The following is a 14,071-nucleotide window of genomic DNA, read 5'->3' as shown; positions in this document are numbered from 1 at the left end:
AGAGACGTCTCTTATTTCTCTCCGCCCATTTCTTCTATGATCTTATTGTATTCATCATAGAGTTCTTTGGCCATATCGATGATCACGGAAGGTTTGGACTTGGACGCCTTACCTGAACCGTATAATCTAGAAAGAGTTCTTTTGGCGCGGATTAGAAGGTTCAGTTTAGAAGCAGAATCGGATGCAAGCTCTTCCTTGAACTTCATTGTGAGATAAGCGGAAAGATAAATGACTCCGTCAAATCCCCAGTTTTTATCAGTATCAGGTCCTAACAGGTAAGAAGCAGCATCCACGGGTTCTGATCCGGACTGCATGATTTCCATTGTGTCCGTGTACCAACCTGCGGATTTTTGGTATAGAAGGTCCCGGATCTTGTCGTAACCCATACCCGGAAATTCTGTGTTTACATCATCGAAGTACCACGCACCTCGAACCGCGCAGACCGCTTTTTTAGGTGTAGGAGCTACTGTCACTTTTCTGGACTGGTAACATTCTATTGCTAAAAGATAGGAAGCCGCCCCTAGGATCAGGTTTCTTTCCTGGTAAAAATCTGTCGGTCCCATAATGGACTCTATATTTTTACGTCGGATCTCTGCGGATTCTCTCAATTTTGCGAGTTCATCCGCATCTAGGCTTGACCAGTCCTTAGGAAATGCAGTATAAAGACAACGTGGGCATACGTTTAGAACGTAATCGTTCGGGGAGACCCTACCGAACTTTTTATTTTTTTCGTATAAGCGACGTAATTCCTGGGTGAGTTTGCCTGCAATCAGCCTTCCTCCCCCTTGGAACATACTTTCCCTTTGGTGGACCTCGCTACAGATAGGGCAGACCGTATCTTCTTTGTTACGAAACGAGATTTTTTTGCCTTGGGCTAATGCAGTTGCTGTCATACGAAGAATTTCCGGAAAAATCGATCCGAAAGCGTCAATTCTCACCGTATTCTAACCGATAGATTAAGAAGAAAAGCACGATTTTCGGGTTGAACCCGGTCTTCTCAGGAAGATGCTAAGGAAAAGGTCCTCCAATGAAAAAACTTCTCGTTTTCATGATTGCGATGTTAGTCGCCCCAGTTCTATTACACGGCGAAGCCGTTTCTATGAAATCGTATAAGAAGAGGATAGAACTCTTAACCTATTTAAGAGCGATTGAGCCTGTCGTAAAAAATTATCCTGGAGAGGTAAAATCCTCCGGAACAGGTCAAGCCCAGGCAGATGGGGAGCGACTTGCGAAGTATAAAGAACTTAAAAGATTATACCAAGAAGGTCTTCTGTATTTCTTCGAAGGGAATTTCGTAAATTCTTATCGTAGATTTTTAGAATCCCAACTTGGAATGGAACTTCTTCTGGAAGAACTTTCACAAGCATATGTGGAAAGAACGGAAGAGATCCTAAAAACTGCGATCGAAAAGAAAAATCCAAACAATCCTATGGATAGAGCACTTGTGGATATTTCCGTGGAATATGGAAAAACAAGTTATATCCGCGCAGACATCAAGGAGAATAGAGAAGCTCCTACTACCCGCAGGATGTACAACCCGAGAGAATTCCATTACGTGGTAAATAAATACACCATCGAAAAAAATATGGAATTAGGTTATCAGTTCTTGGGAGAAGCTAAGGAAGCTAGGAATAACGCACTTAAGATAGAAAAACATTTGGAGAAACACCAAAAACTCCAACCTGAGCATAGAAAACATCGTATCGAAATGTATTTGGGAGCGATCAATCTTTGCAGGGACGCAAGATCGAATGCGATGAATATTTTCAAACTCAAGTATCCTTATGATAATTACTATCTACAAAGATCTGATGCTAAGACTGAAGAGACTCGCAATGAGATCGGCGAGATAACTCCAGGTGAAGTTGTTTCTGTAGAAGGAGTTACATATGACTTCTCAACTAACCCTCTGGTTCGTGCGGATAATAGAATGAGCCCTGTATTCGACAAAAGAATTCCGGACGATTATCGTAGAGACGCTGTCGACATTTTAGGTCGAGTTTACGACGACGAGATCGATAATAAACTGTATCTTCGTTGGGATGCTGACACTCGTAAAAAACTTTTGGGAGATAAAATTCCTCCAGGAGCTCAGAAGAGAAGACAAGCAGCTGCAGCAAGCCAGCCTAATAAATAAGATCTTTCCATTTTTCTGAAAAATAAAAAGGCCTGTTTCCGAAAGGGAGCAGGCTTTTTTATTTATTATTCTCATTCTGTTTAAAGCGAACATCGTAAGTTATGTCCGAGATGGATTGTCCTATTCGTGTTTCTACCTTTGACTTATGTTAAGAATTTGCTTTCCTTGTTCGGAGAGGTACTAAAGCATAGTTCGCATGAATCCACTCAAGTTTATGGAAAGCCGTTTGGGCAGGTTTTCCCCGAAGTATCGTAAACTGGTATTACGCACATATGTCGTAACCTTAAGGTTGGTACTTACGGTAGCATTTCCGAATATGATTGCAGGGATTTTTTATGCGATCGTAGGTAATAGAGAAAAGCAGTACGTCTCTTTCCTAAAGGGTTCTAAAACTTGGGGAACCGCAGTTATCAAAATGACCAAAACGGATCTAATGATTAAGAATGAGATGCAGATCCCAGAAAAAGGTCACATGATCTTCTTAAATCATGTAAACGAAATAGATTTTCCTTATGATTGCCTAGTGGTGAATAAACCTTATCTTGCAAACCAAGTGATTAAAAAAACTTTAATCGCTTATTGGTGGATGAAGGCAATGGGCTCTCAGGTTTTTGAGACTTCTAAAGCCGCTACCATTGCAGTATCCGTTCGTAATTTAATAAAAGGACTTTCTACTACTTCTTATATAGTTTATCCGGAAGGCCATAATTCTTATTCTGAAATTATCCAACCAATGCAAAAAGGGATGGTTAAGCTCGCTTATGAGAATAAGATTCCTGTAGTAGTGGTCTTAAAATCAGGAATTACCACTTACCAAACGGAGCCTATGTTTGCTAAAGTCGGATACAAGTTTATAGGAAGATACGAACCCTGGACTTACGATACTTGGGAGAGTTTTAGAGATTTCTTATACGAAACCATGAGCAAGGAAAAAATCGCATTAGACTCCGAGATCGGAACAGTGCGTGAACCTGTCTCCTCTAAATCCAAGTGATCAAAAGACTACTCATCGCAAACAGGGGAGAGATCTCTCTTCGTATCCAAAAGACCTGTAAAAGGTTAGGCATCGAGACCGTAGCCGTATATTCGGATGCGGATAAGGATGCACCTTTCGTAAAAGAAGCGGACTTTTCCTTTTATTTGGGAGAGTCGGAACCTTCTAAGTCTTATTTAGTAATTCCTAATATACTCAAAGCTATTAAAGAAACCGGAGCGGACGCAGTTCACCCTGGTTACGGATTTTTATCCGAGAAGGCTGAATTCGCAAGAGAACTTTCTAAAGCGGGGATTTCTTTTTTAGGCCCTAAACCTGAATCTGTGGACCTAATGGGAGATAAGATCCGTTCTCGTGCGGCTATGGAGAAGGCGGGAGTTCCCGTTGTTCCTGGATACGAAGGAGACTCCCAAGAACATTCTGTCTTACTAAAAGAAGCGGAGAGGATCGGATTTCCGGTCATGATCAAGGCTAGTGCTGGTGGCGGCGGAAAAGGAATGAAACGTGTCTTTTCCAAAGAAGAATTTTTACCTGCATTGGAATCCGCCCAAAGAGAAGCTGGAAATGCTTTTGGGGATGCTCGAGTATTTTTAGAGAAGTATATTATAAATCCTAGACATATTGAAGTTCAGGTTTTCGGAGATTCTTCCGGAAAAGTGATCCATCTTTTCGAAAGAGAATGTTCTATTCAAAGAAGGCACCAGAAAGTAGTGGAGGAATCTCCCGCACCTAATCTGCCGACTGAGCTGAAACAAAAAATATGTGAAGTCGCTGTTCAGGCAGCTTCTTCCATCGGTTATATTGGTGCAGGAACAGTTGAATTCATTTTAGGAGAAGATTACGCATTCTACTTCTTAGAAATGAATACAAGGCTGCAGGTAGAGCATCCAGTCACCGAATCCGTAACTGGATTTGATTTGGTAGAATGGCAGATTAGAATTGCAGAAGGTGTGAGTATCGAAAAACTCACCGGTGGAAAATCCCCATCCCAGACCGGACATGCAATCGAAGTCAGATTGTATGCAGAAGATCCCGAGAATGAGTTCCTACCTTCTATAGGTAAAATAGAACTCGCGAGATTTCCTGAGACCCAAAACCTAAGAGTGGATTCAGGAGTGATTACCGGTTCCGAAGTTTCTCTTTATTACGATCCAATGCTTGCGAAAGTGATCGGGATCGGAAAAACAAGAGATGAAGCGCGTAAAAATCTGATCGCGGGGTTAGAAGAGACAATCGTATTCGGGCCGATCACAAACCTGAATTATTTAAAAGCAATCCTGGAGCATTCGGAATTCGTAAAGGGACATACGGACACTCACTTTTTAGAAAAATATAATATAATTTGGGAAGAATCCGGAGAGGAAAAAGAAGCACTCATGAGAACTGCTTCTTTCCTTGCGAACCGTACAGTGAAAACTTCCTCCGTATGGGAGGCCGTAGGGCCGAACGGAGTTTGGGGAGAAATATCTTGAACCGTTTGTTCCGACTCCAATGGAAAGAAAAAGAATATGTATTAGATCTGGGAGATTCTTCCTCCAGATTATTCGGTCCTGAAAAAAAATGGGAGTCACTTCTCACTCATTATTCTTGGACAGAGGGAAAGGATGGTTCTTATTCTTTGCCTGACGGGAGTGTCGCATTACTTAGAAGTGGAAAACTTTTCATCCATACGAAAGGGAAAACATTTCAATTTGCGATCAAAGGTCGGGAATCTTCGGACGCGCAAGCAGCTTCTTTAGAGATTAAAAGTCCGATGCCAGGAAAGATCATCAAGGTAGAAGTAAAGCCGGGAGACTCTGTTAAAAAAGGACAGACTCTTGCAGTTGTTGAAGCAATGAAGATGGAGCATGCCTTGAAAGCTGGAGCAGATGCTAATGTGCAAGATGTACTCGCTCATCCAGGTGATATAGTTTCCCAAGACCAGTTGCTTATCAAACTCGCCGAATAATAAGTTTCCACTCCGGCTTCATACTGAAATGTTTTCTGATACTGAAACATTTCAGTATTGTTAAAAATTAAATTCTTATTTCGAACAAACGGTATAATAATTTTAGAATACGGTTCGTTTGGAAGCCCATGACCCTAGATCAAAAGAAAAGGTTCCAGGAATAAATTTGACATCGGCTCAGACACTATTATACATTGCGAATTCCATAAAAATTTTCAGGTTACTGCATGAAGCATTTCCTTATTCGCATAGGCATAATTGCTATATTGGCCTTTGTTTCGACTCAAACTATCTCCGCTGATCCGGGCATTTTGGACGGTTGTGAAAAACCTCCTGAAAGAACGGATCTACCATTCTATATCAGTCCTAAAAGACAACTTTGTAAAAAGGATCTAGAGAAGAAGAAGGAAGGTTGGTTTCCAACTGGATTACCTCTTTTGAATTCAGATCCGAATACAGGGATCGGTTACGGAATTCGTGTATTCGCATATAATAATGGAAAGAAAGAAGATCCGTTTTTCGAATATACTCCTTACAAATTCAGGATTTACGCTCAGTATTTCAATACCACCAAACAACGTCAGTATCAGGACGTCGCTTTCGATGCTCCTTATGTGTTCGGAACACAATGGCGTTTGAGGGGGGAAGGTGTTTATGATGCCAATCCGAATACGTTATTCTTCGGTTTAGGAGAATCTTCTCTCCAAACTTTAAGTTATACTGATAGAAACCAGGACGGGGGGCAGGTTCATACGAATGCAACTTTTGCCGACCAACAAAGAAACCTGGCTTATACTAGACCCGGTGGACCTGGAGATCCGGTCGATGTTAACGGTGCCGTATACAACGGATTTCCGGCACAGAACGGATTTAGAGTGACAGACTCTCAATATAACCGTTATAATTTGATCTCTCCTACTGCCATGTTGAGTGGAGAACGGTCTTACGTAGGAGGAACTGTCCGACTTGTTGCAGGACTTCGTATGTCCCAGAATATCGTAAAGGCATTTGATGGAACGATTGCAAACGCGAGCGATCCTATCATGGATGGCTTTCCTACTAGCGCAGGTGGAAGAGCAATCAGCGGTACTACTAAAATTACCGAAGATTATAATTCAGGAAAGATCTTAGGTTATCATGGTGGTATGGTAAACACACTTCGTTTGGGTGTGGTATATGATACAAGAGACTTGGAGCCGGATCCAAACCAAGGTGTATTCTTAGAAGCAACCTACGAAAGATCTGCTAAAACTTTCGGATCTAATTTCGATTATTCCAAATATTTCACTCAGGCAAAATTTTTCTGGAGTCCGTTTCCTAAAGTTTTCGATAAATTGGTTCTCGCAGGACGAGGCGGTTTCTCCGTCACTGAAGGTGATGCTCCATTTTTCGAATATCGTAACATGTGGGGAACAGAAGGTGTGATCTCCGGACTAGGTGGACGTACTACATTAAGAGGTTATAAACAAGACCGCTTCGTGGGACGTGCAATGGGTTGGGGTAATATCGAACTTCGTTGGAAATTTGCTTCCCTTTCCGTTGCTGGACAACATTTCGCATTCAACCTAGTTCCATTCATGGACTTCGGAAGAATCTGGGATGACGAACATAAGGTTGGGACCAAGGATTATAAATATTCCCGAGGTCTCGGACTCAGGATTGCTTGGAACCAAACAACCATCATCATGTTTGATTACGCGGTATCTAAAGAAGATAAGCAGCTATTCGTAAACTTCAACCACGCGTTCTAAGGAAAAGGAAATGAGAAAAGTATATTATATAATAAGATCATTATTCACCTTATTCGCATTTAGTATGCTCGCGATGGGTTGTGAAGAGAAATTAGATCGTAGTCCTTATGGCTTCAGAGAAGAAGATGATAGCGACCTGATAGCAGGAGCGATCTTCTTCCAAAGTTTCACTACTAATGCAGATGGAACCACAACAGATGCAACAAGCGGTTTGATGTGGAAGACCTGTAGCCAAGGCCAAGTGTTCAGCGGAACTACTACTAGTTTCAGTTGCAGAGGAGCAAGCGGGACGTTAGCGAATCCAAGTTCTTTCGGGGCGAAAGAACTCCAATATTGTAGTGTTGATTTGAATTCTTGTAATACATTAGGAATTCCTCAAACACTTACAAATGTGTCTCCGATAGGTATACCAGGAAGTTCAGAGGCGTATGATTCTTGTGCGAATGATAACACTGGAGGTCATACAGACTGGAGAGTTGCTAGTTTCTTAGAGTTAAAATATTTAAGCTCTAATAGCCGCAACTTCATGCTATTAAAATTTCCGGATACCATAGAGGCATTCTACTGGAGTTCAACAGCAAATGAACAAGATGTAGGAGGTAAGACGGCTAGAGCAGTATCTTTTACCCGAGATAGATTCGGCGAAGATGAATCCTTTAGCAAGACTACCAGATACTTTGTTCGTTGTGTAAGATAATTTACAAATTTATAATGCCCTCGTTTGCCTAAACGAGGGTTCACTTATATCCCCCTTATATCTGGGTCGAAATCGTGTTTTATCATTGTATGTTACTGATTTTTTTATAACTCTTGTGATGAAAGGGAACTTTTGCGTGATGAACGGGGTCCTCAAAACCCTAATTCGAAATTTTCAATTGACATAAGTTATTAGAACTTTAATAACTAACGAACTTAAAATCTTAGATCCGGAGTGTACATGAGGATTAAAGAAATTAAATCGTTGGTGCTAACGATTTGTTTTGTAGCAAGTTTCAATATAGACGCCCAAGATTTTATCCCTGAACCGGGATGCGAGAAACCTCCTGCTCGCAAAAATATGCCGTTTCATATGGATTCTTCTAAACAGCTTTGTTCAAAAGACTTAGCTGTAAAAAGAGAAGGTTGGTATCCTACCGGACTTCCACTGATCAATTCAGATCCACTTGAGGGCGTTGGGTTTGGTGTTCGTGCGTATGCTTATAATAACGGTTTAAAATCAGATCCGTTATTCGACTATACTCCCTACAGAGTTAGGTTTTTTGCTCAGTATTTTAATACGAGTAAGAACGCTCAGTATCATCAGCTCAGTTTAGATATGCCGTTTATTGCGAATACGCAGTGGCGTCTTCGTGCGGATGCGTTTTTGACAATTACACCTACCACTCTTTACTTTGGAATTGGTGAAGGATCTCTTAAAACTCTCAGCTATTTCGATCGTAATCAGCCTGGCGGAGATTATGTTAATAATGCAACGTTTGCTGATCAAAGCAAAAACTTTGGTTATTATAGACCTGGAGGTCCTCAGGACCCGGTTTCCTTCGGAGGTAATACCTATTACGGAGTGCCAAGCCAGCCAGGTTTCGTTGTTACTAATAAAATGTACAATGGATATATCATAGAGACTCCAATGGTTAACCTAAGTACTGAGAGATCTTTCTTTGGTGGAACTGTTCGTTTAGTCGCAGGAATAAAAGCTTCCGAAAATATGATTAGAACCTTTGATGGAAAGAAAGCTCCAGGTTACGATCCAGTCCTAGGTATGGATTATGGAGCAAATGTGCCTAACGCTAAAACCCGTCTAACGGAAGATGCAGAAGCAGGAAAGATCTTAGGTTATCACGGTGGATATGTAAACGCAGTTCGTCTTGCATTAGTATATGACACTCGTGACTTCGAACCTGATCCGAATAGTGGTGTTTTCTTAGAAGGAACCTTTGAGAAAAACAGCAAGGCATTCGGTTCCGACTTCAATTTCCAAAAATACTTTGCTCAAGGAAAATTTTTCTGGAGTCCGTTTCCTAAAGTTTTCGATAAATTGGTTATTGCTTCCCGTTTTGGAGCAGGTTTGTCTGAAGGAGACGTTCCTTTCTTCGAATATCGTAACATGTGGGGAACGGAAGGTTTGATCGGAGGACTCGGAGGTATTCGTACGATTCGTGGTTACAAACAAGACCGCTTCGTAGGAAGAATGATGGGCTGGGGTAATATCGAAGTGAGATGGAAATTCGGGTCCTTACGTGTAGGTGACGAATACTTCGCATTTAACTTAGTGCCTTTTATGGACTTCGGACGTGTTTGGGATGATGAGCACAAGGTTGGGACCAAGGATTATAAATATTCACATGGTCTCGGACTCAGGATTGCATGGAACCAGGCTACGATCATCATGATCGACTGGGCAAAATCAAGAGAAGACGAACAATTATTCGTAAACTTCAGCCACGCGTTCTAAGGAAAAAGAAATGAGAAAAGTATATTACATAATAAGATCATTATTCACCTTATTCGCGTTTAGTATGCTCGCGATGGGTTGTGAAGAGAAATTAGATCGTAGTCCTTATGGCTTCAGAGAAGAAGATGATAGCGACCTGATAGCAGGAGCGATCTTCTTCCAAAGTTTCACTACTAATGCAGATGGAACCACAACAGATGCAACAAGCGGTTTGATGTGGAAGACCTGTAGCCAAGGCCAGGTGTTCAGCGGAACTACTACTAGTTTCAGTTGTAGAGGAGCAAGCGGGACGTTAGCGAATCCAAGTTCTTTCGGGGCGAAAGAACTCCAGTATTGTAGTGTTGATTTGAATTCTTGTAATACATTAGGAATTCCTCAAACACTTACAAATGTGTCTCCGATAGGTATACCAGGAAGTTCAGAGGCGTATGATTCTTGTGCGAATGATAACACTGGAGGTCATACAGACTGGAGAGTTGCTAGTTTCTTAGAGTTAAAATATTTAAGTTCTAATAGCCGCAACTTCATGCTATTAAAATTTCCGGATACCATAGAGGCATTCTACTGGAGTTCAACAGCAAATGAACAAGATGTAGGAGGTAAGACGGCTAGAGCAGTATCTTTTACCCGAGATAGATTCGGCGAAGATGAATCCTTTAGCAAGACTACCAGATACTTTGTTCGCTGCGTAAGGTAAGTTACTCAAGAGGCGCTTGCAGGTCCCCATGCACCAGATCATTGATCAGAATTGTATCATGTCTGGATGGGGATCTGTTCTCAGGATAATCGGTAGAATAATGAAGCCCTCTACTTTCGTGTCTGGCAAGCGCAGAGCGAATAATTAATTCAGCCACCAAAACCAAATTACGAAGTTCTAATAGAGGGTTTGTGACTATTGTCCTATTATAATAGTCCCTGACTTCCGCATAGATCAGATCCATTCTTCTTTTTGCTCTTTCTAAACGTAGATTAGAGCGTACAATTCCTACATAATTGGACATTGTGTTTTTGATCTCTGAAAGGTCATGGGAGATCAATACCCATTCTTCCGTATTGACTAAACCTTCTTTGTCCCAAGCGGGGATCTGTTCATGTTCGGGTAAGAAGTCTGGCGGGTTTTTCCGGATTTCTTCTGCGATCCGATTGGAGAATACGAGACATTCCAGCAGACTGTTAGAAGCAAGGCGGTTTCCACCGTGGACTCCTGTGCAGGAAGCTTCTCCCGCTGCGAATAAATTTTCTATTCTTGTTTTTCCCCAAAGGTCGGTTGCGATCCCTCCACACATAAAATGGGCAGCAGGAACAACCGGGATAGGATCCGTAGTGATATCTATTCCTAACTCAAGACATTTTGCATAAATTGAAGGGAAAGATTCTTTGATCTCTGCCGCAGGTTTATGAGAGATATCCAACCAAACATGCGGATCTCCTGACTTTTTCATCTCTGCGTCTATCGCTCTTGCGACTATATCTCTTGTGGCAAGATCAGCCATCGGATGGTATTTTTTCATGAACGGTTCGCCGTCCATTCCAAGTAATACTGCACCTTTTCCTCTGACCGCTTCGGAGATGAGAAACGAATCACCTTTTTCGTGATAAAGAGAAGTAGGGTGGAATTGGTAAAATTCCATATTCCGGATCTCTGCGCCTGCACGATACGCACAAGCAACTCCATCACCGGTTGCAATCTTGGGATTTGTAGTATGAGAATAAACCTGTCCGGATCCACCACTTGCGATAATAGTTTTTTTGGCAAGGATTGGAATTACTTCTCCGGTTTGGTTGGAAAGAACATAAGCACCAAAACAGATCAGGCCTTTCTTTTTGAGATGGTGAGGAGTGATCAGATCTACTACAGTATGGTATTCTAATATTCTAATATTTGGGTTTTGTTTTACAATCTGAAGCAGGGTTTTTTCGATCTCGTGACCCGTTCTATCATGAGCATGAACAATTCTATTCGTTCCATGTCCACCTTCTCTATGAAGATCGAATTCTCCCTCTTGATTCAGGTTGAATGGAACACCGTATTCTAAAAGTTCTTTGACTAGAGGAGGACCTTCTTCCACCAAAACTCGGACTGCCTCCGGATCGCATAGGCCGGCTCCGGATTCTAAGGTGTCTTTTACGTGGTCCTCGAATTTGTCTCCCTGAGCAAAAACGGAGGCGATCCCACCTTGTGCATAATTGGTATTAGACTCGTAATCTGACTTCTTTGTCACGATCACTGTCTCACCTACATTAGAAAGTTTTAATGCTTGGAAAAGACCGGTAATACCGCTTCCAATGACTAAAAAATCGGTTTTAATTCTTGGCATTTCTATAGATTCGGCGGCTATTACACCGCCGATTACATTACTTACGTTTGCCTGTGTTTAAAAGAGCTTCAACGTAATCTATGGAACGGATCAATTGGAAGGCAGGCTTGATCTGATCATTTTTATGTTCTTGTATGAACTTCTCCGCCTGTCCGTTAGATTTTACCCAGCCTTCCAATTTTTTCACGTCGAAATGGCTTTTTTCCTCAGCAGAGGAAGGTAACTCAGGAAGGTGATTCCACATGTTCTCTTCGCGATAATGGAATGGGAAAGTTCCGTCTTCTTCGGAAGAAACATCCACATCAGGTTTAACTCCGACGACTTGGATCGTATTCCCAGAAGGTGCATAATATCTGGACTGGGTAAGTTTGATATAATAAGCTCCGTTTCCTCGTAACTCTTGTAGTTTTTGAACGGTTGCTTTTCCAAAAGATCTCTCCCCGAGAATAAGTCCACGTCCATGATGTTTAAGTGCAGAAGCTACAATCTCAGAAGCAGAAGCGGACTTTGCATTGATCAGAACTGCAACTGGCAGATCAGTTAGATCTTTTTTGCCAGCGTTTGAATCTTCAGGACTTCTGTTCGGGCTTTTTACGGAAACGATTAGTCCGTTAGTCACAAACATATCTGCAAGATCGATTGCCAGATCTAAATAACCTCCAGGATTATTTCTAAGATCTAGAACTAATGCCTTCAGTTTGGTTCCTTTGGATGTAGATTGTTTTTCTAATTCTTTGAAATGTTGTACGAATTCTTTATCAACAGAAGGATCTGATTTCACGAAACCGGTCAGCTTGATATATCCAATATAAGGATGATTATCTATCAACTTGCTTGTGATATTTCGAATCTCGATCGTATCACGGACCACCTCGATCGCCAAAGTCCCAGCCACTCCTTTTCTGCGGATGGTCAGAACTACTTTGGATCCTTTTTTACCTTTGATCCTTTCTACTACCTTGTCGAGTAACATCCCTTTGGTGGATTTCCCATCGACTGCAAGGATCACATCTCCTGCGCGAACACCTGCTGTAACCGCAGGTCTTCCTTCTAATGGATTTTCTACGATAACTTCTTTGTTACCACCACCACTTAAGATCGCTCCAATTCCTTCGAAACTTCCGTCTTCGATTTTAGCCATGGATTCTTCCCAGGCAGCTTTCAGGAATACTTGGCTATGCGGGTCTAAAGATGAAAGATAACCGTTAGCTGCAGCTAGATATACGTCTTTGATGCTGAATGGTTCTTTTTCTTTAGGATCTTCTTCCCCAAACGGATCTTTAAGCGGAGGAGTGGTGTAGTTTTGAAGATTTTTTTCGAGATAAGCTAATACTCGATCAAAGTCTTTTTTGGAGAAGTTGGTCTGCTCCCATTTAGCGGTAAGCACTTTTTTACGGACCTTCTCCCTTTCAACTAACTTGAGGACCTCGTCATTTGAAAGTTTAGGTTTATTAGACTCTTCTTTCAATTTTCTGTCTCGGATCTTCTCGACTTCTTTATAATCCGGATCAAATAGAACAAATTTGTCCTCCGGAGAAAGTTTGAAAGATTTGCCCGGGAAAATCTCATCCGACTCTTCGTATTTTTCTCGATCGGTAAAATAACTTTCCGGATACAAATAGAGGCCATGAGGCAAGGATAGAAGTGCAAAAACCGCTGCGTCTTTATAAGCGCGGTTTTTATCTATATTTTTATCTATATAGTTTCCCTCAACAGTCTTGACTACGCTGTCAAAATCTTTGAGAGTGAAATCTGCCGTGGTCTTGGAATTTCCGGAAGAAGGTTGGCAGAAGAAGATGCTCGTACATAAGATAACTGAGAGAAAGGATAAGGAGAGGGATCTCAAGCTTTTCAAATCGGGTCCTCTTTTTGCAAGGTTGATTTTCGATCATTTTCCACCCGGAACAAGCATTGTCAATCTATTCCCCCGAAATCTCTTATTCTATAAAGCTTTGGAAAAGTTCTGTATTCTTAGTTTTTTCTGCTTTGCGGGAACTTTTTACTGCACTTCTGTTTCCGTCCCGGGTGGGGGAAGGTTCGGGTCGGAACTTATACAAGAACAGGCAATCCTAGATTTTTACGGAACGGAAGAAGAAAGAAAATCCTCCTTAGATTTATTAAAATCTTCCTGCAGATCCCTGAGAAAAGATAGGGGACTCGCTTGTTATAATTTGTCCATTTTATACGATTCTTTGGGAGAAAATCAATCTGCTTGGGAATATGCAGTCAGAGCAAAAAATTCTGACCCAAACGATCCTCTTTACCAGGAACTTGCATTCACTTCTTCTTTAAAATTGGAAACTGAAAAGTCGGCACTTGAAAATCAGGAAGAAGTTTTGTATAAAACTGCAATTTCCGCATGCAAAAAAGGGAATATTGCAGAAGCTTCCGAATCTGTTTCCAAACTTTTAGAAATTCAGTCCATTTCCAAAGAATCCCTAACCAAAGGTGTGTTTGCGGAATGTGGGCTG

Annotated in this window: 11 protein-coding genes and 1 pseudogene; 9 read left to right on the top strand and 3 right to left on the bottom strand. The window is 41.5% G+C overall.

Going from position 1 to position 14,071, the window contains the following annotated elements; genetic code table 11:
* Window positions 1-11: 11 nt before the first annotated feature.
* On the bottom strand, window positions 12-893 hold the full coding sequence (locus tag CH377_RS18695) for a DUF2225 domain-containing protein (protein WP_100725255.1): 882 nt from the start codon (window positions 891-893) through the stop codon (window positions 12-14).
* Window positions 894-1,027: 134 nt separating this feature from the next.
* On the opposite strand from CH377_RS18695, the gene CH377_RS18690 reads away from it, so the two are divergent.
* From CH377_RS18690 to lsa25 (CH377_RS18655), 8 genes are all read left to right on the top strand, one after another.
* Window positions 1,028-2,137 (top strand): LIC11274 family protein, encoded by a 1,110-nt coding sequence (locus CH377_RS18690; RefSeq protein ID WP_100725254.1) that lies wholly within the window; start codon window positions 1,028-1,030, stop codon window positions 2,135-2,137.
* 196 nt (window positions 2,138-2,333) lie between these two features.
* A complete protein-coding gene (locus CH377_RS18685; RefSeq protein WP_100725253.1) occupies window positions 2,334-3,131 on the top strand; it encodes a lysophospholipid acyltransferase family protein in 798 nt (265 codons plus the stop codon).
* On the top strand, window positions 3,128-4,603 hold the full coding sequence (locus CH377_RS18680) for an acetyl-CoA carboxylase biotin carboxylase subunit (RefSeq protein WP_100725252.1): 1,476 nt from the start codon (window positions 3,128-3,130) through the stop codon (window positions 4,601-4,603). The genes CH377_RS18685 and CH377_RS18680 overlap by 4 nt, the downstream gene beginning before the upstream one ends.
* The gene (locus tag CH377_RS18675; protein WP_100725251.1) at window positions 4,600-5,079 is read left to right on the top strand and encodes an acyl-CoA carboxylase biotin carboxyl carrier protein subunit; all 480 of its coding nucleotides are present in this window, start codon (window positions 4,600-4,602) and stop codon (window positions 5,077-5,079) included. The genes CH377_RS18680 and CH377_RS18675 overlap by 4 nt, the downstream gene beginning before the upstream one ends.
* Window positions 5,080-5,306: 227 nt before the next feature.
* Window positions 5,307-6,830 (top strand): Omp85 family outer membrane protein, encoded by a 1,524-nt coding sequence (gene omp85, locus CH377_RS18670; RefSeq protein ID WP_100725250.1) that lies wholly within the window; start codon window positions 5,307-5,309, stop codon window positions 6,828-6,830.
* A 10-nt stretch (window positions 6,831-6,840) separates the two neighbouring features.
* Window positions 6,841-7,527 carry a surface adhesin Lsa25 gene (gene lsa25, locus CH377_RS18665; RefSeq protein WP_100725248.1) on the top strand — a complete coding sequence of 229 codons (687 nt, stop codon included), beginning with the start codon at window positions 6,841-6,843 and terminating at the stop codon, window positions 7,525-7,527.
* Window positions 7,528-7,767: 240 nt separating this feature from the next.
* Window positions 7,768-9,282, top strand: coding sequence for an Omp85 family outer membrane protein (gene omp85 / locus CH377_RS18660; RefSeq protein ID WP_100725249.1), 1,515 nt, complete (start codon window positions 7,768-7,770; stop codon window positions 9,280-9,282).
* Between the two features lie 10 nt (window positions 9,283-9,292).
* Window positions 9,293-9,979 (top strand): surface adhesin Lsa25, encoded by a 687-nt coding sequence (gene lsa25 / locus CH377_RS18655; RefSeq protein WP_100725248.1) that lies wholly within the window; start codon window positions 9,293-9,295, stop codon window positions 9,977-9,979.
* 1 nt (window position 9,980) lies between these two features.
* Here the strand turns inward: lsa25 (CH377_RS18655) and nadB are convergent, their stop codons facing one another.
* A complete protein-coding gene (gene nadB / locus CH377_RS18650) occupies window positions 9,981-11,600 on the bottom strand; it encodes an L-aspartate oxidase (RefSeq protein ID WP_100725247.1) in 1,620 nt (539 codons plus the stop codon).
* A 37-nt stretch (window positions 11,601-11,637) separates the two neighbouring features.
* Window positions 11,638-13,455: a S41 family peptidase gene (locus CH377_RS18645; protein WP_100725246.1), complete on the bottom strand. Its 1,818-nt coding sequence runs from the start codon at window positions 13,453-13,455 to the stop codon at window positions 11,638-11,640.
* A gap of 97 nt (window positions 13,456-13,552) precedes the next feature.
* On the opposite strand from CH377_RS18645, the pseudogene CH377_RS18640 reads away from it, so the two are divergent.
* Window positions 13,553-14,071 (top strand): annotated as a pseudogene (locus CH377_RS18640) (hypothetical protein); the annotation flags it as partial.

It is taken from the genome of Leptospira haakeii (assembly GCF_002812045.1).
Taxonomy (GTDB): Bacteria; Spirochaetota; Leptospiria; order Leptospirales; family Leptospiraceae; genus Leptospira_B; species Leptospira_B haakeii.
The sequence above is the reverse complement of the archived record's forward strand: the minus strand, read 5'-3'. Positions and strand labels throughout refer to the sequence as shown.

Excerpts from the sequence above, each read along its gene's own strand:
- lsa25 (WP_100725248.1), top strand. The coding sequence starts at position 9,293 with ATGAGAAAAGTATATTACATAATAAGATCATTATTCACCTTATTCGCG.
- CH377_RS18695 (WP_100725255.1), bottom strand. The coding sequence starts at position 893 with ATGACAGCAACTGCATTAGCCCAAGGCAAAAAAATCTCGTTTCGTAAC.
- CH377_RS18690 (WP_100725254.1), top strand. The coding sequence starts at position 1,028 with ATGAAAAAACTTCTCGTTTTCATGATTGCGATGTTAGTCGCCCCAGTT.
- lsa25 (WP_100725248.1), top strand. The coding sequence starts at position 6,841 with ATGAGAAAAGTATATTATATAATAAGATCATTATTCACCTTATTCGCA.
- nadB (WP_100725247.1), bottom strand. The coding sequence starts at position 11,600 with ATGCCAAGAATTAAAACCGATTTTTTAGTCATTGGAAGCGGTATTACC.
- omp85 (WP_100725249.1), top strand. The coding sequence starts at position 7,768 with ATGAGGATTAAAGAAATTAAATCGTTGGTGCTAACGATTTGTTTTGTA.
- CH377_RS18685 (WP_100725253.1), top strand. The coding sequence starts at position 2,334 with ATGAATCCACTCAAGTTTATGGAAAGCCGTTTGGGCAGGTTTTCCCCG.
- omp85 (WP_100725250.1), top strand. The coding sequence starts at position 5,307 with ATGAAGCATTTCCTTATTCGCATAGGCATAATTGCTATATTGGCCTTT.